The organism is Cohnella candidum, assembly GCF_003713065.1.
Lineage (GTDB): Bacteria > Bacillota > Bacilli > Paenibacillales > Paenibacillaceae > Cohnella > Cohnella candidum.
This window is the reverse complement of the sequence record NZ_CP033433.1, coordinates 1,294,183-1,313,139: the sequence shown is the minus strand read 5'-3', so window position 1 is coordinate 1,313,139 and position 18,957 is coordinate 1,294,183. Positions and strand designations below refer to the sequence as shown.

Here is an 18,957-nt window from a genome sequence, read left to right as displayed (position 1 = left end):
TTATCTGATGAGTGCTATAAGTTTCGTAAATGGTCGATCGCTTTCCGGAAAAAGTCCGGCTTGCCGAAGCTGCCCGATTTGAGCACGAGCAGGATCGGCTCTTCCCCGAACGTCAAGCACGAGGGCAAGCCGGCTTCGATCTCGCCGACGATTCGCATGCCCTTCACGCCCAACCGGGCGCATACGGCCGCGGAGGTATCGCCTCCGGCGACGATCGCGCGGCGTTGGCCCGTCGCGGCCAGCACTCCGGCCGTCAGCTCCGCCAGCGAGCCGGACACAAGGCGGGATACGTCGGTGTTGGTCAGTCCCAGCTGCCGGCCCGCTTCCTTCGTCTCGTTCACCTGGCCGGGCTCGTTAGAGGAATGCACCACGAACGTTTCGCCTGAGCGAATCCGGTTCGCGGCCTCTTCCTTCAGCGAGGCAAGCAAGTGCGCCCGTTCGGCCGGATTCAGCAGCTTCATCGAATCCAACTCCGTTACGTGCGCGCCCGATGCTTTCATGTCGGCCACCTGAGCCGCCGTTTGCGGCATCAGGCTTCCCGCCGCGATGAAAATCCCGGCTTCGGAGCGTGGCGGCAGTTCGGGAGGGCGCGCCAGAGGCGGCTCCGTCTCCGCGCGCAGCGCGGCCAATTCTTCGGACAGAGCCGAGCTGCCGCAGATGACGCGCTCGTCATGGACGGCTTGCGCGATCGTCCGCAGCGAGGCCTGGTCCGCCACGTCCAAAATCAAATACTGACATTTCGTCTTCATCTCCGCGATCGCGCGCCGCAGCGCTTCCGCTCCCTGGTCGATGACCGGCTGATGGAGCTCGGCGACATGACGGCTGGTCTGCCGCTGTAGAATGCCGGACAGATCGGAGCGCGTCATCGGATGGACCGGGTCGTGCCGGAACTCCGACTCTTCGAGTTTCTTACCATGAACGTAATGAATGCCGCTTTTCGTCGTTCGGCCGTTCTTCGGAAAGCCGAGCACGACGACGGCGAACGATTCGTCCAGCGCATCCAGCATGGCGTCGAACTCCGCGCCGATGTTGCCGCGGAACACGGAACAGGTTTTGTTGAAATATTGGGTGCAGCCCTGCCGCCGCAGCCGCTTCGTCGCGGCGAACACTTTGGCGTAAGCCGTTTCCGGGGTATCGAAACGCGAGTCCGTATCGAGAATGACGATATCGGCATCCTCCAAATGCGGATACGTTTCTTCGCCGGTAACGTCGGTATCGTAAGAAAAGCTATAAATATGGGCGGCATAGCCCGCCTTGGCGTACATGATGCCGATGTCGCCCGCGCCGGTGATGTCGTCGGCCGCGATGCCGATCATTCGCCCCACCTCCGGCGGGGCCGATAACCCGATCGCTCCAGGAAATCGTCTACGACGGGCGCCGAAAGCCGGTTCAATTCGATGCCGGAGGACCGTGAAACGACCCACATTCGGCAAGCCGTCTCCAGCGTCTGCAGCGCCATTCTCGCTTCCTTCACCGACGTGTCGTACACGAGCACGCCATGGTTTTCGAGCAGCAGCACGTTCGCTTCCTTCGCCTTGCGACGGACCGCCTCGCCCAAATCGCCGGATCCTGGATGGCAGTAAGGCACCCGGGCGACGCGTTCCAGGTAGTACATCGTCTCCACGAACAAATCCGAAGGAATTTCGGCGTTCGAACAGGCGAACATCGTGCTATAGAAAGGCGAGGCGTGAAGGACGGCGCCGATGTCCGGACGGCTCTCGTAAACCGCCCGATGCATGGGCAATTCCTTGGAAGGCTTCTTCGCGGCCGGGTCGACCCGAGAGCCGTCGAAACGGCATTCTACCAGTTCGTCGTCCGCCAGCTCCCCGAGAAACGTACCGCTGGCGCTGATCATATAGGTGTCTTCGCCCGTCCGGGCGCTGATGTTCCCCGCGTTCCCCCAAGCCAATCCGAATTGCATCAAATAAAGGCCGGTTTCCTGAAGCTGGTTTCTGGCCGTTTGCGCGTCCAACATGAAGAATCACCGCCTTTGGCCCTTAGCCGATCGTTGTCGTTTCCGTATTCCAGCCGCCGAGCTCGAGCTTTCGCTCTCCCTGCGGCACGCCGCTCCAGTCCACGGCGATCGTCTTGCTCTCGCCCGGAAGCAGCGAAAAATCGTTTTCCGAGAAATAAACGTACCCGTTCATGCCCAGCGGCCGAGCGTCTTCCATGTGCAATTGCAGCGCGGCGTGATCTCCCCGGTTGGAGAGCACGAGTTCCCAACGGTCCCCGCCGGTCTCCCGGTTCACGGCTTCCACGGATACCCGCGGAGCGGAGAACATCGGCTGCATCGTGTCCGTTCGGCTGAAGGCGTAGCGGTTATCCGCCAGCAGTGCGCCCGATGCGTCGGTCAGCTCGAGCGAAAGGAAGAAGACTTCGTCGCTCATGCCTTCCAAAGAAGCTTCAATGCTTCGGATCGGATTCGGTTTCCGGGACGGAACATCCACCCGAACGGAACCTTCCCCATACACGGTGCCGCTCGCCCCGACCAACCGCCAAGCGGCGTTGCCGCCTTCGAACGGTCGGTTCAAGGAATTCGCCGTCCAGAGCTCGGCGGTGAACCGGTTTTCTCCCGCCCACGCCATCCGCTCCAATCGCGCGGTAATCGTCACCGGTTGATAGGCCTTGGCAACCGCGTAATACACGGCTTTCGGATTCGCGTAATAATCGAGAGCCGACGTGCACCATGCGTTCGGGAACGGCTCGTTGAACTGCCACGGCAGCGTGCCGCTGTTTTGCCATTTGCGCCGGCGGTTAGCCTCAAGCGCATAACCGAGACCGGCCGCCTGAAGGAACTGGCTGGCGCGGATCATCGAATGCACGTCCGTAATGCCGCCGCCGAACGATTCCTGCACCAGCTGCTCGTTGTTCCACCAGGAACCCCGATGGAAATAAACCGGATTGTCTTTGCCCGTCGGCCATTGATGTTCGGCGGAAATCGTCGCGTTCAAGGTCTTGAGATTGGTCATGCCCTCTACGCCGAACTCGCTGTGCAGCAAGGACAAACCGCGGTTATATAACGTATAGTGAGCCGTCAGTCCCTGGTGCTCCCAGGGACCGTGCACGTCGTGCATGCCCGACGGATCGTTGTCGATGTTCTCCAGGCTGTTCATGAACAGCCTGCCGCTCGGGGAGGTCGGCAGCCACAAGGCGCCGGGGTGGAGCCGCTGCACCGCTTCCTTCAAAATCGCGAGCACCGGTTCGTCATCGTCCAGCGGCTTGTCGTTCGCCCCTTGCAGTTCGTTGCCTCCGCACCAGATGACCAGCGAAGGATGATTCCGCTTGCGCGGAATGATTTGTTCCGCCTCTTGCGCCATCATCGCGAGGAAAGCCGGCTCGGTGCTCGGCTTGTTCGCGATGCCGGAGCTCGATTGGATGAACTCCTGCCAAACCATGATGCCGTAACGGTCGCACAATTCGTAGAATGCGTCCTTCTCGATCAGCCCGCCGCCCCAGATGCGCAGCATGTTGACGCCCGCCCTGCGCGCCAGCTGCAGCAGCCGCTCCAGCTTCTCCGGCTGCGGGACGCCGTACATCACGTCGATCGGCACCCAGTTCCAGCCTTTGATAAACGTCGTTTCCCCGTTCACCGTCAGCTTGTAAGGCTTCACGGTATCGTCGTCCTCATGCGCCCAGTCGTTGCGTTCGAAGCGCACCTCGCGGATGCCGAATGTAACGGTGTGTTCTGCGGATGCCGAGGTATCGCCAGCTTCCGTCACCGTAACCGCCGCCTCGTACACTGGCTGCTCGCCCGAGCCGTTCGGCCACCATAGCTGCGGATTCGCCAGCTCGATCATGGCATTGAGCGGCGTCTCGCCCTTCACAATAGCGTGACGGGTGCTCACCGAAGCTACTTGACGGCCGTGCAACGTAATGCTGACGTTCACGTCCACGAGCGCGCTCTTCGTCGACGACAACTTCGTCGAAACCGACAAATACGCGGCGCGGTAATCTTCCGCAAGCTGAGGGCGCACATAGACATCTTCCACGCGCACCGGTCCCGTGACGTCGAGATAGACGTCGTCCCAGATGCCTTGGTGAATCATGCGCGGACAGAAGTCCCACCAATAGGTCATCCGGCTTTTGTGCGTACGCACGTAGCTCGTTTTGCTGACTTGCGGCTGTTCATCCGGCGCTTTCTCGATCACGACGGCCAGCAGGTTGTCTTGGCCGTACAGCAGTTCCCCGCTCACTTCGAAAACCGCCGGCGTATACATGCCCGCGTGGGTTCCGAGCGGCTTGCCGTTCAGGTAGAACCGCGCCTCGTAATCGACGCCTTTGAAGTGAAGTTGAATCCTCCGGCCCTTCAGCTTTTCGTCCGCATGGAACCATTTCTTATACACCCAAGTGCGCTCCGGCACCCATTCGACCAGCAGGCTGTTCCGCTCGAAGAACGGATCCGGCGTCTCGCCGTTTTTCCATACGTCATGGAGAACCGTGCCGGGCACGGTTCCTTTCCTCCACCAGCGAACGTCGTTGGAATCCGGCTTCTCCGCGTCCCGCCAGATCCAGTCCTCGCCGACGAAATCCTTGAACAACCAATCGCTGCCGTTCAGATCAATGCGCAGGCTCATGCCCGGTCACCTTCCAACTCCAGCAGGTTCGTTTCGATGACCGGCAGGCTCGGATCGGCCGGAATCCGCAGCGTCTTGATCTCGCAAGGGCCGAAATCGGCTTCCACGGTACGGTTCCACTGCGGGAATCGCAGCGTCGCTTTCGTCGTTTTCTTCGTGGATTCGTAGCAGCGGACGATGAGATCGTCGTTGTCCTCGGCTTTTTTCACCGCGCTGACGATGACGTTATCCTGATCCACAGACAGATAGGAATCCTTCTGCGGCAGCGGACCTTGATGGTAGGTCTCGATGATGGCGATCGGACGCTGGTTCAACTCCAGCGTGCGCTTCACCGTTCCGGCCGTCTCCCAGCTTCCTTCGTGCGGCAGAAGGCGGTAATGGAACGTCTGAATGCCTTGGTCGATGAACGAATAATGGCCGTCCTCATCCGGCACGCGCGGCACGTGGTGCGCGTAGATCGGGCTGCGGAGCACCGTCATCGCCAGTTCCTTGTTCAGCATGCTGTAGCTGTATTTCGCGTCGTTGATCAGCGACAGTCCATATACCGAACCTTGTCCCCGGATGATGCCGGTGTAATCGACCCAGCCCTGTCCCGGCTCTTCCTCTCCGTTATGCTCCCGTTCCTTGAAGCCGTACGGGATTTCGTAGGTTTGTTTGGTGAACTGCAGGTTCATCGGGAATACGAGCTTCAGCGCTTTGAAGTGCTCGCGCCAGTCGACCGTCACTTTCACGTCGATATAATTCAGGTCGCGGTACATCGTGAAGTCCTGCACGAGCGTCGAACGTCCGTACTCGCTGGTCGAGCGGATGACCGACTTGACCGGGCCGTGCTCGACGCGGCGCACGCTGCGCGCTTTGAACTCGCCGATTTTGTTCTGGAAATGGAACACGTCGTGGCTCCACGTATCCGACTTGTCTTCGACGACCGCCGGAACCGCCGCCGGGCCGTCGAACACGTCGAAGCCGGCTTTCTTGTCATGCAGGCGGGAAATAAAGCCCGTATTCGGGTCGAATTCTACCCGCAGACGATCGTTTTCCATCGAGTAATCGTTCGCCAGAATCGAAGGCGCGGCGATTTTATCCGGGCCGGACTCGTTGTTCAGCACTTTGTACACGCGGTAGCCCATCGGAGGCAGCTCCGCGATGAAGCTGATCCGCCAGCGGCCGTTCGCCGTCGCCAGAGATTGGACCAGCTGATAAGGAACTTGCTTGCCCGTCTCATCGACCAACACCGTGTAATCGCGGATCGGCGTGATTTCGACCTCCACGTTGACCCGGCTCTCCCAGGCGTGCGGGTTGAACACGACGATCGGCTTCATTCCTTCTTCCTGCTCGATGCCGATGTTCCAGGAGAACGATTGAATCGCGTAGTTCAAGCCGCGTTCCGCGATCGACATGGCTTCGCCGTGCATGTTGCGGGCGTCCTCGTAGGCAGGCTCGATGCTGGTGCCGGCCAGGATATCGTGGAACTGGTTGAACAGCACGTTTTTCCAAGCGCGGTGGAAGTCCTTCGGATACTTCTGGCCGTTGATTCGCTCCGCGAGCGCCGACCATTTCTCCGCCGCGATGAGCTTGTTCTCCGCCTGGCGGTTCCACTGCTTGATGCCGCTGTGAGCGGCGTAGCATCCGCTGGCATGGTGCTGCAGATCGTCATGGACGACCGGATGCTCGAATGGCTCGACTTTCTTGAAAAACTCGTTCGGCGCGGTGAACGGCAGGCTCGGGTATGCGGGATCGCCGTTCATGCGCTGGATGCTTTCGATATTTTCCTTCGTCGGGCCGCCGCCATGGTTGCCTACGCCGTAGAACACCATGAGGTCGTTTACCGGATCCTTCAGCTCGTCGATGCAGCGCTCCACGTGTTTGTCGAGATCCTTGCCCCACGTGCAATATTCGAACGGCAGCCGGTAAGCCAATACGCGGGATCCGTCGTCCGATTCCCAATGGAAGGTGCGCGCCGGCAAGCCTTTTTCGTTCGGCATCGGCCGCATCATGACGTAGTAATCCATGCCGCTCTTCTTCAGGATTTGCGGCAGCATCCCATGATGGCCGAAGCTGTCTACGTTGTAGCCAACCTTGGCCATCACGCCGAATTTCTCCAGGAAATAGCGCTGTCCGTACAAGCCGTGCCGCACGAACGCTTCTCCGCCCGGAATGTTGCAGTCCGGCTGGATCCACCAGCCCCCGCAAATTTGCCAGCGGCCTTCGCGGATCCGCTGCTTGATTTCCTCGAACATTTTCGGCTCGTTTTCTTCCACCCACTCATAGAAAGCAGCGGAGCTGGACGTGAAAATGAAGTCCGGATATTCGTTCATGCGGTCGAGTACGGAGCGGAACGTCGCTTTCGTTTCCTGGACGCCTTCTTGCCATTGCCATAACCAGACCGGATCCAAATGCGCGTTCCCGATCATGTGCAGCTGTTTCTCTTTCATCCACGATCCCTCCAATGGGTCTGTTCTGTGCTTTTTTATTTAGGTTTGCGAACGGTAATCAGCGCTTCCGCATGCTGGCCGAACCTTACGCCGTCCACGCTCAAATCCGCGCCGATCCGGACACGCCGCTTATGCGGACCGGCCGGCGTCACCCGGAACGTAAGCGTCCCGATGCCGCTCGGGGCGAGCGGGGTTTGGGCGATTTCCGGCTCGACGGTCCAGCCCGGCGGAACGTCCAGCCGGAGTTCGGCCAGCGAATCCCGTTGATAGGGATTCCGCACCTCCGCTTCGAGCGTCACGGTCTCCCCCGCATACGCTTTGGCATGATACGGGGAAATCCTCACGCCGACGCCTTCGGCACCGAAGTCCACGTCCTCCAGCATCAGCAGATCGCGGTGAATGCGCTCCAGCGTCGCCCCGCGTTTGGCCAATTCTTCGAAGTAACCCGGCGTCACCCACAGCGGCTGCCAGTGGCCCGTCAAAATGACCTCGGGCTTGATCCGCCCATACAGCTCGGCGCTTTTGACGAAATCGGAAATCTGGAACCGGTTCGGATAGACGTAATTTTCGAGCAGACCTTCTTCCCCGTGGTACTGGTCTCCGGAAATGAGCACTTTTTTCCCGTCCACGTCCAGCTCGATCGCGACGGCATACAGCGTATGTCCGGGCAGCGGATGCAGCGTGAATTCGTACTCTTCCCAGCGGATCGGCACGCCTACCTGCAGATCGCGGTCCACCTCGATCGGGTCGTACCAGAGACACGGGAGATCGTAATGCTCCGGCCGGCGCAAAATATCGGAGAACGTGTCGGCCGCCCACACTTCCGTGCCTTCATGATCCTTAAGCAAATTGATCCCCGCGACATGGTCGTCGTGATAATGGGTCGGCACGACAACGTCCACCTTCGTGACGCCGAACTGCTTTTTCAGCATCGGAAGCGAATAAAGCCAAGGCCTGCGCGCTGCCCGATCCGCCCCGGACGGGATGCCCATCAGGAAGTCGTGGCCGAAGTCGAAGTAGAGCGCTTTGCCGCTTTCGGAAATGAGCACGTAATGGTAGGCGAAGCTCGTGCGGTTCCGCAGCAGATGAGGCGTGATCTGCATGAACGGCTGCTCGCGCAGCCGGAGCAGCGGCTCGTTCTGGCGCCTGAAATACATGAGCTCCCGCAGCCGTTCCACCAGTTGATCGATGGCTTCGCCGGGGTCCTCCATCACTTGGCCGTGAGAAGGAAGCAGCATGTCGGGCTCGCGATCCTTCAGATCCAGCACAGACAACGCGGAGGACGCCAGCCCTTCCCCGCCGTTGTAAGTCCAGTGCGTGGCGGCGAGGGACCAAACCTTACCGGGTGCGGAAATCAAATCTCCGGAGAAAATCACGCGGCGTCCGTCGATCTGCGCCAGGAAACTGGCCGATCCGACCGTATGGCCGGGCGTGGGAATGACGGTGAATTCGATGCCGGCGAAGGCGTAGCTCATATAATCCCTGAGCGCCCCTTCGATCGGAACATCCGCCAGGAGAGAGAAACGATCCTGCCGCACGTTGTAATTATTCAGCACTTCACGCGCCTGCCAGAACGCATCAACGGACGCGAACAGATCTTGTTCGTTATGCGGTACCCAGATCGGGATTCCGGCAGCCGCGGCACGCGGCAGGCCCTGCCCCTGATCGCGATGGTGATGCGTCATGAGGATGGCGGCGACACGTTCGACGCCCATTTCGGCCAGCCGATCCAGCACGTCCCCGCTGCCGAAGTCGACCAACACGGCGTCTTGGCCGTTTTTCACGACGTAGACATGGCAGGTGTCCCGGTACATAAACAGGTTTTCAGAAAGTTTGATCAGCACGTCCAACACCCCCTTCGAACGCTTTCCCGTTTACGCTTTGAACGATTCGGCTTTTCCCTTGCTGCCGAGGAAATTCGCGATCTTATCCGCGACCGTGCTTTCCACCGCCGCCTGACCGACTTCGAGCAGTTCCGGCGGCAAAGCTTTGCATTCCGCGTCGGTCAGCCGCTCTTCGCGTCCGATCGCGCCGAGGAACGCCAGCTCCAGATCCGTCGCGATGTTGACCTTGCTGACGCCGCCGCCCGGCAGCGAGATCGCTTTGGCCATCATTTCGGCCGGTACGCCGGAGCCTCCGTGCAGCACGAGATGAACCGGAGTCAAAGCGCGGATCGCCTGAAGACGGGCATAATCGATCTTCGGCTCACGAACCATATAGACGCCGTGCGCCGTACCGCAGGAAACGGCCAGCGCGTCCACTCCCGTCAGCTCGGCGAAAAGCTTGGCTTCCTTCGGATCGGTGTACAATTCTTCGTCCTTGTCGGTTTCCACGAAATCGGTCGTGCCGATCATGCCGAGCTCGGCTTCCACCGAGACGCCGCGGGCGTGCGCGTACTCCGCAGCTTCTCTGGAGGCCGCGATGTTATCCTTCAGGTTTTTCTCGGAAGCGTCCATCATGACGGAAGTGAACCCCGCTTCGATCGCATCCTTGATCGTGCCTATTTCTTTGGTATGGTCGAGGTGCAGCACGACCGGAACGGTGATGTTCTCGCTGCTTACGCGCTCGTAGAACTCATTCGCGAATTCCGCCGGCGTGATCCCGTAACGAACCAGCTCCTTATGCGAGATCTGCACGATTGCGGGCGACTTCGATTTTTCCGCGGCGCGAAGCACCGGCAGAATCATCGAGGTGTAACGGGGAGAGAACGAACCGATGGCGTATTGCTGTTTTTCCGCCACTTCCAAAGCTTGCTTCAGGGTGATCACATTTGCGGGTCTCGTCGCTTTCATGGGTGCACACTCTCTTTTCTTCAAATGATTTTGCTATATTGCCTAAGAGGCTGCTGCAATGGCATATAAACTCGTTCATAAATCGCCCGATAGCTTTCGTGGATGTCATTCTGCGGCTCCACGATCGTTTCGTTTCGCCGGCCGGCCGCAACCTCCAGCGCCTGCTCCATGTTTGCGTAAATTCCGCAGCCGATGCCGGCAAGCAGCGCGGCTCCGAGCAGCGCCGTTTCCGGCTCATCCGGCAATCGAATCCGGGAGCCGGATACGTTTGCTTTGATTTGCAACCAATGGCGGTTACGGACGCCGCCGCCCGTCACGACCGTCCGGTCGATCGGCGTGCCGGCGATCCGCGCCGCCGAACGGCGGATCGCTTCCATTTCGTAAGCCGTGCCTTCCAGTACCGCTTTGAGCAAATCCGCCTGCCGATGCCGGGAAGTGATCCCGAAAAACGCGGCTTTCGCGTCCGGATCCGGCATCGGAGCCCCGCTGCCGGACAAATAAGGAAAATAGAGAATTCCGGTCGGTTCGGGTGATGTCCCGTCCAGCAAACCGATGATTTTCTCATAGCTGAGCGCCGGGTCGGATAACGCGGTACGGAACCACTCCACCGAGCCCCCCGAGGCGGAAAGACCGCCCATCCAAAACAATCGGCCGTTGGCCGGATGAAGGCCGAAGGAGAGACCGGAATCCCAATCTTCCTGAACAAGAGCGCGCCGGTCAAAAACGCCCAGCAGCGTCTCGGCCGTCCCGATCGAATCCATGACTTCGCCCGGCCGAGTGACGCCGATCGCCACGCTCGCCGCCACGTGATCGTGGCCGGCGATTGCCACAGGCACGCCTTCGGGGATTCCCGTGACGTTTTCGATGGACTTCGTTATTCCGCCAATCGGCATCCCGCTCGGATAAACTTCCGGAAACAGCGCAGGAGCCAGGCCAAAATGCCGAATCCAGTCGCGGTCCCATTCTTTTCGGTCGATGCGATACGCATACGTTCTGGCGGCAAGCGTGTAATCCGTTGCCATCGCGCCGGTCAAGCCGTAAGCCGCATAATCGGCGGCAGACAGCCATACCGCGTTTTCAAGCCTATCCGGAGCTCTTTCCTTCAACCACAACAGCTTCGCCAGCCCGTATTTGAAGCTGCCGCGGAGCCCCGTCGCCGCAAAACGCTCCATCGGATCGCCTTCCCCGACCATCCGTTCCGACTGGGCTTTCGCACAAGGCGAGAACCAGGGAAGGAGCGGCGATCGGGCTTGTCCGGATGCGGCATCGACCAGCAATCCGGTCTCCGCCATGCTTGTCACGCCGACGCAAGCGACGTGCCGTGCTTCCGCCGGTGTCACCGCCTCGCGAATCAACGCGACGATCCCTTCCGAGAGACGTTTCGGGTCGAAATACTCGAAGCCATCCTCTTCGTATCTGGGGGTGTTCGTCTTGGCTTGCCGAAGAAGGCCGCCATCCTCGGCGAACAAAGCCGCCTTGCAATGGGTCGTGCCGACGTCGATACCAAGCAACAGCCGCTGTGTCTCCATATCAGCCTGCCGGCGCTGCCATCTCGCGGGCAATGCGCGTCAAGCCCAGCCGCGGGCTGGTCAGGAATTTGGCACGCAGCTCCTCCGGCAGCGACGATACGACGCGAGCCATCGAAGCTTGGGCCAGCACGACGATATCCGCTTCCTCGACCAACTTCAGCAGCATGTCGGCCAATACGCGGTCGTGTCCTTCCCGGTCGCCGCTCATGAGCAGCCGATAAGCTTCGGACGCAAGCCCCTGCTTGATATCGATCGTCTTTCCTGCAGCTTGCGCTTTTCTTTCGATGAGCCGAATCGTCGGCCCCAGCGTCGAAGCCAATGTAGCGGCAACGCCGATGGTTCCGCCCAGGGTCACGGCCTCTTCCGCCATCGCTTCGTCAATCCGCTTAACCGGAACGCCGACTTCAAGGCGCGCGGCTTCCGCCGCTTCGCCGACCGACGAACAGGCGCTGACGACGCATGCCGCGCCTTGCTGCTCCGCGAACCTCGCATAGGCCGACCAGCGCTCCTGAACCTCTTCGATACGGCCTCCATTGGCGGCAAGCTGCGGGAGAATCGAATCGTCGACAAAGTTGATGATGTCCCACTCCGGCATGACTTCGGCGGCCAGCGTTTTCAGCGAGTCGACGGTAACCGACGTCGTATGGATGATGGCCAGCTTCGGTTTCTTCATCCTTGCTCCCTCCTAAAACCAAATCTCTCTCTACTATTTATATGGATGTCTTCCACGGCAGTGGAATTCAGAACATTCGAGGGTTGCGAGTGCTTCAAACCGACTTGATGTGAATCCGCACCGGTTCGGTGGATGCTTATGCATCTCCTCGCCGGTGCGGCCCATACCAAGTTTTCAGCTATCGTGCCGCCTAATCGGTTCGATTAGTCGACTTGAATCTCGGGATACGTGTTTTTGACTTCTTTTTTGAATGCGGCGACTACGTCGTCGTAAGGCGTGTTGTTGTCGATGCCTTGGGAAGCAACTTTCACCCATTTGCCCAGGATGTCGTCGTCGTACTTGTTCGGCTGGCGAGCCGGCATGGATTTCATTTGCTCGGCGAAGCCTTTGAGGATCAGCTGATCGCCGTACAGATCGCCTTTGAACGAATCTTGAAGTTGATCGAACACGGCAGCGTTACTCGGCATGTTGCCCGTTTGCTGCAGGTTGATCGTTTGCCATTCCGGGCTGGCCACGTATTTCAGGAATTCGTAAGCCAGTTCTTTATTCGGGGATTTGTCGTAGATGGCTTCCCAACGTCCGCCGTTGTACCAGCCTTCCGGCGTTTTCGCGATGCCGAATTTGCCTTTGGCCGCGCCGTCTTTGTTGCCGATCATGAACGTTGCCCAGGAAGGCATGGACGTCAGCACGACGCTGCCGTCGTTCAGAGCGCTGCCCCAGCCGGAGGACATGAAGCCCAGCTTGGCGTCTACGCCTTCGCTGCGGATTTTGAGCTGCGTTGCGTACGTGTCTTTCCATTTCGGATCGATGTTCAGCTTGCCGTCTTTCACCCAAGATTCGGTGTTGAACGCTTCGATGTCGAACAGGCCGCTGGCGCCTTGGATCAGATGGACTTTGCCGCCGCTGTCTTTCGCGACTTTTTTGCCCAGCTCGATGACTTTATCCCAGCTGTCTACCATGGCGCTGATTTGATCCGGGTCGTCCGTGCCGAGATATTTCTTCGCGGTTTCGCGAACGTACCAGAAGCCGCCCGGAGAAGAGTTGTCGGAAATCGCGCGCAGTTTGCCGTCCGCAGAGCGGCCGTATGCCGTTACGTAAGGAACGTAAGATTTAACGAGGTCTTCTCCGCCCATCGCCGAGAGATCGGCCAGGAAAGGAGACTCCAGGAATTTGCCGATGTAGCCGTGGTCAAGGTCCATGATGTCCGGCGTGTTCTTGCCGGATTGCAGAGCCGACATCAATTTCGTTTGGTATTGGTCGCCCGGGAAGATCTGTACGTCGACCTTCACGTTCGGGTGAACTTTCATGAAGTTGTCGGCCAGGATTTTCACTTGATCGAAATAAGTCCAGACGGTCAATTTACCGGAGAGATCCGCCGGAGCGGCGGACGGGGATGCAGATGCCGACTCGGATGCGGATGCGGAAGGCGAAGCGGAAGCGGACGAAGAAGACGCGGCTCCTTCATTGTTGCCTTTTCCGCAGGCCGCTAGCAGAAGCATGACCATGCAGGCTGTCAAAAGCGTCGAAACCCATTTTTTTGCGTTCAATCGAGATCGCCCCTTCTGTGAATGGTTCCTTGCGAATACGGTGGTGTTTCGTCATGCCAGGCTTGCCTTCGATCGCTTTACCAGCGAACCGCAGCATCACCCCTTTCAAGGAATGTCGATCAGCCTTTCACCGCGCCGGCCGCCACGCCGCTGATGATCCGTTTGGACATCGCGGAGAAGAACACCAGGATCGGAACGACGGAGATGACGATGCCTACGTATTGGGCGCCGAAGTCCGCCGTGAACTGAGAGCGAAGACTTGCGATCATGACCGGCAGCGTTTGCTTGTTATTGTCGAACAGGACGATCATCGGGGTCAGGAAGTCGTTCCATTTGCCGATGAAGGCGAAGATCGCATAAGTGGCCATTGCCGGCCCAAGCAACGGAAGAATGATCCGGTTGAAAATCTGAAACTCTCCGTAACCGTCGATTCGGCCTGATTCAATCAATTCGGAGGGAATGGATTCGTCGGCGAATTGCTTGACCATGAAGACGCCGAAAGCGTTGCTCATGCCCGTCAAGATCATCGGCCAATAGGTGTCCAGCATATGGAACGTATCCATCAGCTTGTAAAAACCGATAATGCCGAGCTGTCCGGGAACCATCATCGTGGCAAGCACGATCGCGAACAGCGGATTTCTGAACCGGAACTTGAATTTGGAAAATCCGTAACCGACGAGCGCCGCCGTATAGAGGTCAAGCGCGGTGGCGACGACGGCCACGAAGACCGAGTTCGCGAAGCCACGCCAAATGTTGACGGAACCCATCAGGCGCTTATAGTTTTCGGCCAGTTGGTCTCCCGGCAGGAAAAGAAGCTTCTGGGCGATGTCGGTGTTCGTATGGGTCGAAGTGATGATCATGCTGTAAAACGGAATGAGACAAGTGACGGCGACGGCGATCAGAAACAGGTAGATGATCCCTCGCACGAAGATTTGTTTGATTCCCATGGGACGACCTCCTATGCTTCTTTCGTCATCTTGGTCGCTTTGGCCGTGATGGCGGTGAAAATCATGATGATGATGAAAATGCCGTATGCGATCGCGGCGCCGTAGCTGTAATCGAACGATTTGAACGCCGTTTCGTACAGGTACATGATCATCGTCCTTCCGCTGTTGCCCGGACCGTCACCCAGCATGAGAGGCGCGTCGAACAGCTGCAAGCCCCCGATGACCGACGTGATCAGCGTGAACAGGAACACCGGGCGAAGCAGCGGCAAGGTAATGCGCCAAGCGACTTGGCTCTTCGAAGCGCCGTCCACTTCCGCGGCCTCGAAAACTTCCGTCGGAATCGACTGCATGCCGGCGATGAACACGATCAGGTTAAAGCCGAAGTATTGCCAGCAGATGACCGAAGCCGCGATGATTCTCGACCACCAGGGATTGTTGAACCAATGGATCGGATCGTGAATCACGCCGATTTTCATCAGCAGCATGTTAATGCTGCCCGTCTGCCAATCGAACATCAGGGCGAACATGACACCCAGCGTGATCGGCGTGATGATGTGGGGGAAGTAAAAGACCGCCCGGAAGAAATGTTTGCCTTTTATGAACTTCTCGTTGAGGATCAGCGCCAGCAAGAGGGCGATGATCAATTGAGGGACGATCGAGAAGATCCAGATGATCAGCGTGTTGCCGATCGTTTGGTAGAAGAAAGTATCATGCAGCAGTCGTTCGTAATTGGCGAATCCGACGTAAATGGGATTCGTAAATCCGTCCCATTTGGTGAAACTGAGATAAAGCGTATACAAAATCGGCACTAATCCCATGACCGTGTAGGCGATGAAAAACGGGGAGATGAACAGATACCCGTATACCGACTTGTTCACTTTTGACTTCATGTCCTTCCTCCCTTTCCGGAATCCGTTCCCAACATCCTTAAGCGCTTTCAGATCGTTTACAAAAAATAAGGGTCGTGGTGAGGATCGGTTTTGCCGAGGTCCTCTCATCTTCTATATACCCTTATCTTTTTGAACTTAAATTAATAAGTCCTCACGAAAACATCAAGTTATATCGGTATTATAGACCCGTCATTAGGTCGTGTCTAGTGAAAACCCTTGCATATTAAAAACTTTTTTATTCATGTGGAAAAACTGGATGTCGAATGGCTCAGAAACCACTCGAAAGGAATCGTTCCAAGCCTAATGTTCCCGCCCCGATCACGCCGGCTTGGTGTTTCAGGGAAGAGCTTTGCAGCATGCTGTCCTTGTGGAAACTGGCAAAACAACGCGGTAAAGCGACTTCTTTCAATTGATCGAAATACGGCGGATATTCGTTGACGAGATAACCCCCGATGACGATCGATTCCGGCGTAATCATGTTGATGACGTTCGCCAAGGCGATGCCCACGTATCTGGCCGATTCTTTGAGCAGATTTACCGCCAGCGCGTCCTCGCGCCTTGCTGCTCGAATGATGGCGAAGAGGTCCACGGAATCCTCGCGCTCCAAGTAAAGCGGCGACAATTCGCTGCTGACCCCTCTTCGTATTTCTTCCCCAGCCCGTCGTACGATCGCCATTCCGGATGCGACGGCCTCCAGACAGCCATAGTTCCCGCAATTGCACTTCGGACCGTCCAATTCGATCGTGCCGTGGCCGATTTCGCCCGCGCCGTACGGAAAGCCTTGATAGATTTTGCGATTGAAAATGATCCCGCTTCCGATACCGACGTCCGCGTCCACGTAGATGATGCTGTTCAATCCTTGCGCAGCCCCGTACCAAAGCTCGGACAACGCCATGACGTTGGCGTCTTTCTCGATCAAGACTTGCATGCCGAACCGTTCTTCCAGAATGTCCCGGATCGGAACGTACGCCAGGCCCGGAATGTTCGGAGGCGACAAGATCGTGCCTTTATTCGGATCGAGCGGACCCGGGGAGGCAAAACCGATCCCGGCGAATTTCTCTTTCGGGATCCCGGATGCGTCAAGAATCGATTGGACGGCTTGAACGATGCAATGAATAAGCGCTTCCCGGTCCGAGGGGTCGCCCAGTTTACTCTCTTCCTGCACGACGGGCGAGCCTTTGAAGTTGATCACGGCAGCTTTGATGGCGGATGCGCTCAAATGAATCCCGACCGTATATAAGCCATCCGGATTGACGTCCAGCAGGATCGGTTTTCGTCCGCCGCTCGAAATATCGTAGCCGGCTTCCATGATCAAATTTTCTTGAATCAGCTCGTCGACGATATTGTTGATCGCCGTGAAGGAAAGATGCGTTCTGGCGGCGACTTCGACCTTGGTGATCGGACCCTGGTTCCGGATGAACGCCAGAACGATGTTCCGATTCAAGTTCTTGACGTGCCGAATGTTCTTGCCTTTCGTATCAATCATCGTGATCTCCCCTGCTCCCATTCGTCCATTCGCCGGACGAGCGGCTGTAGTCGGTATATAACCCGCAACCGACACCGGCGGAAACCGCGGCTCCGCAGGCGGCTTCTTCCGGATATTGCGGCATCTCGAGCGGAAATCCGAATCGCCGTTCCAACATCCTGCGCAAGGCTTCGTTGCGGCGGATTCCGTTGCCGGAGGCCACTATCGAAGCCAGCCGCTCTTTCACGGACACCGGAAAACCGTCGTAATATCGCCGCAGTTCCCGAATCATCCCTTCAAGGAAACCCTGAACCAGATTCCGCGGCGTGAAATTCGCGGGACCGATGCCCTCGATGGACCCTCTGACATCCGGATCCGTCCGCGTTCCGTAAAATTGGGTGCCGACCTTCAAGCCGGATTCATCCGCATCCGTCGGATCGGCGAGTCGGTTCATGAGGTCGAAAAGATCAGTCGAACCGTCGTTCCCGGCGAATGTCTCGCAAACCTCCCGAAAAAACCGCTCCAGCAGCGCATAGGACTTTCCGCCGCTCAGCGATGCGCCGACCAACAGGTAGCCGCCGCCGGGAAAGGGACGCGTATCGATTTCTTCCGCCTGGATATACTGTTCGGAATAAACCGAGATTTGCGAACCTGTACCGATGTTCACGAGAAGCGTCTTGGCGATATCCCGGACCGAACCCAGAAAGCTCGCTTGGTTATCGCCGATCGCACCTGCGACCGGAATCCCGTCTGCCGTATAGCCGATGATCTGCCCCGAGCCTGCCTGTTCCGGCAGGATGCCGGGATCGATCCCCGCTTTGCTCAACGCTTCCACATCGTATGCAAGGGCTTCCAAACGGTAAACGCCTAAACTTGCCGCATGGGTGGGATCCGTCACCGGTTTCGTTCGACCGGCAAGCTTGAAAGCGATATAATCCGCAATCGTACAAAGGGAAGCCGCTCGAGGTGGAACGCTTCCGTTCACGACATGATAATAATGGGTGACCATCCCGAAGCCGGTGGACACGGCATACCCGGTTAACCGCCGCAGTCGTTCGGCATACGTGAGTTCGCCGTCTGCGGGAAGATTCCCGCGTTGATCCTGCCACGTGAATAAAGGCGATACCGGGTCCCCGTTATCGTCCACGTACAGGATGCCGTGCATTTGACCCGTAACGCCGATGGCCCGGATGTCCGGAGCCGTTTCACGCAGCTCAGCGACGATTTCCCGAACCGCGCTCAGAATACTCGAAACATCTTGAGTGAACTCCCAATCGTGAGGAGATCTTAAGTTCGACGCGTTCGGTTTATTTAACGCTTTCACCACTCGGCCGGTTGCGGCATCCATGAGCACGCCGCAGATGGACGTCGTCCCGATGTCGAGCCCGATGAGATTCATGTGACGCCCCTCCTTTTCGGATACGGCCTGGAAAAGCCGGTGAATCCTGCCTGTCACCGCTTACAGTCACCGCTTACAAAACAGCGGAACCGCAAGCCATCAGTCGTTCGTGATTTCCGGTATCCTTCGGATGCGCGGATCGGTGAAAATATCGAACTCATCGCGGCTCGTGCTCGAAAACTCGGATACGATCGCGCCGGCGTCGCCGGCCTGGAACCAATGCTTCGTGCCGGGCGGGATGGTGTACTGTTCTCCCGGATTCAGCTCGATTTCATGGCGGACCGTGTAATAAGGCTCGCTGCCTTCCGGAATCGCGGCTTGAATGTCTTCGGAAGCTTCGCCGTCCACGTACAGGAACACTTTGCCGAACCGGCAGCGGAACGTTTCCATTTTGCCGGGATCGGAACCGACCGGCGGATGAAGGTGCTCCGGGCAGGTCTGGCGGGGAAACAACACGAGTTCCTTCGCGCAGTATCTGTCCGTATTGACGTACGTGATGAGCTCGAGCCCTTCCTGCTGAAGGCGGTTAAGCCCGAAGTCCGCCACTTCGATCCGACTCTGCTCCTCTACCGTCAATATCATACCATGCTCGGAGAGCATCCGGGCTGTCGTTTCTTGCGCTTGCCTGACTTCGGATCGTTTCATGGGGTACCCTCCTTGTTCGATTAAAACAAAATCATAAAACAAGAAGCCCGTTTTGTCATCCCTC

General features: G+C 58.0%; 14 protein-coding genes. All 14 read right to left on the bottom strand.

Annotation, left to right across the window (positions count from 1 at the left end; all coding sequences use genetic code 11):
* Positions 1-14: 14 nt before the first annotated feature.
* On the bottom strand, positions 15-1,316 hold the full coding sequence (locus EAV92_RS06200) for a four-carbon acid sugar kinase family protein (RefSeq protein WP_123040256.1): 1,302 nt from the start codon (positions 1,314-1,316) through the stop codon (positions 15-17).
* The gene (locus EAV92_RS06195; RefSeq protein WP_123040255.1) at positions 1,313-1,975 is read right to left on the bottom strand and encodes a class II aldolase/adducin family protein; all 663 of its coding nucleotides are present in this window, start codon (positions 1,973-1,975) and stop codon (positions 1,313-1,315) included. The genes EAV92_RS06200 and EAV92_RS06195 overlap by 4 nt, the downstream gene beginning before the upstream one ends.
* 22 nt (positions 1,976-1,997) lie before the next feature.
* Positions 1,998-4,574, bottom strand: coding sequence for a glycoside hydrolase family 2 protein (locus EAV92_RS06190; protein WP_123040254.1), 2,577 nt, complete (start codon positions 4,572-4,574; stop codon positions 1,998-2,000).
* Positions 4,571-7,006 (bottom strand): alpha-mannosidase, encoded by a 2,436-nt coding sequence (locus tag EAV92_RS06185; protein WP_123040253.1) that lies wholly within the window; start codon positions 7,004-7,006, stop codon positions 4,571-4,573. The genes EAV92_RS06190 and EAV92_RS06185 overlap by 4 nt, the downstream gene beginning before the upstream one ends.
* A gap of 35 nt (positions 7,007-7,041) precedes the next feature.
* Entirely contained in the window at positions 7,042-8,850 is a 1,809-nt protein-coding gene (locus EAV92_RS06180; RefSeq protein WP_206424288.1) for an MBL fold metallo-hydrolase, read from the bottom strand.
* A 30-nt stretch (positions 8,851-8,880) separates the two neighbouring features.
* Positions 8,881-9,798 carry a class II fructose-bisphosphate aldolase gene (locus EAV92_RS06175; RefSeq protein WP_123040252.1) on the bottom strand — a complete coding sequence of 306 codons (918 nt, stop codon included), beginning with the start codon at positions 9,796-9,798 and terminating at the stop codon, positions 8,881-8,883.
* A gap of 20 nt (positions 9,799-9,818) precedes the next feature.
* Complete coding sequence (locus EAV92_RS06170; RefSeq protein ID WP_123040251.1) at positions 9,819-11,327, bottom strand: FGGY-family carbohydrate kinase; 1,509 nt, start codon at positions 11,325-11,327, stop codon at positions 9,819-9,821.
* A gap of 1 nt (position 11,328) precedes the next feature.
* Entirely contained in the window at positions 11,329-12,000 is a 672-nt protein-coding gene (locus EAV92_RS06165; protein ID WP_123040250.1) for an aspartate/glutamate racemase family protein, read from the bottom strand.
* 203 nt (positions 12,001-12,203) lie between these two features.
* Positions 12,204-13,547: an ABC transporter substrate-binding protein gene (locus EAV92_RS06160; RefSeq protein ID WP_123040249.1), complete on the bottom strand. Its 1,344-nt coding sequence runs from the start codon at positions 13,545-13,547 to the stop codon at positions 12,204-12,206.
* Positions 13,548-13,666: 119 nt separating this feature from the next.
* Positions 13,667-14,494: a carbohydrate ABC transporter permease gene (locus EAV92_RS06155; protein WP_123040248.1), complete on the bottom strand. Its 828-nt coding sequence runs from the start codon at positions 14,492-14,494 to the stop codon at positions 13,667-13,669.
* An 11-nt stretch (positions 14,495-14,505) separates the two neighbouring features.
* Positions 14,506-15,384, bottom strand: coding sequence for a carbohydrate ABC transporter permease (locus EAV92_RS06150; protein WP_123040247.1), 879 nt, complete (start codon positions 15,382-15,384; stop codon positions 14,506-14,508).
* A 268-nt stretch (positions 15,385-15,652) separates the two neighbouring features.
* Positions 15,653-16,870, bottom strand: coding sequence for an ROK family transcriptional regulator (locus EAV92_RS06145; protein WP_123040246.1), 1,218 nt, complete (start codon positions 16,868-16,870; stop codon positions 15,653-15,655).
* Positions 16,863-18,248, bottom strand: coding sequence for a sedoheptulokinase (locus EAV92_RS06140; RefSeq protein WP_123040245.1), 1,386 nt, complete (start codon positions 18,246-18,248; stop codon positions 16,863-16,865). The genes EAV92_RS06145 and EAV92_RS06140 overlap by 8 nt, the downstream gene beginning before the upstream one ends.
* 99 nt (positions 18,249-18,347) lie before the next feature.
* The gene (locus tag EAV92_RS06135) at positions 18,348-18,893 is read right to left on the bottom strand and encodes a D-lyxose/D-mannose family sugar isomerase (RefSeq protein ID WP_123040244.1); all 546 of its coding nucleotides are present in this window, start codon (positions 18,891-18,893) and stop codon (positions 18,348-18,350) included.
* Positions 18,894-18,957 lie beyond the last annotated feature (64 nt).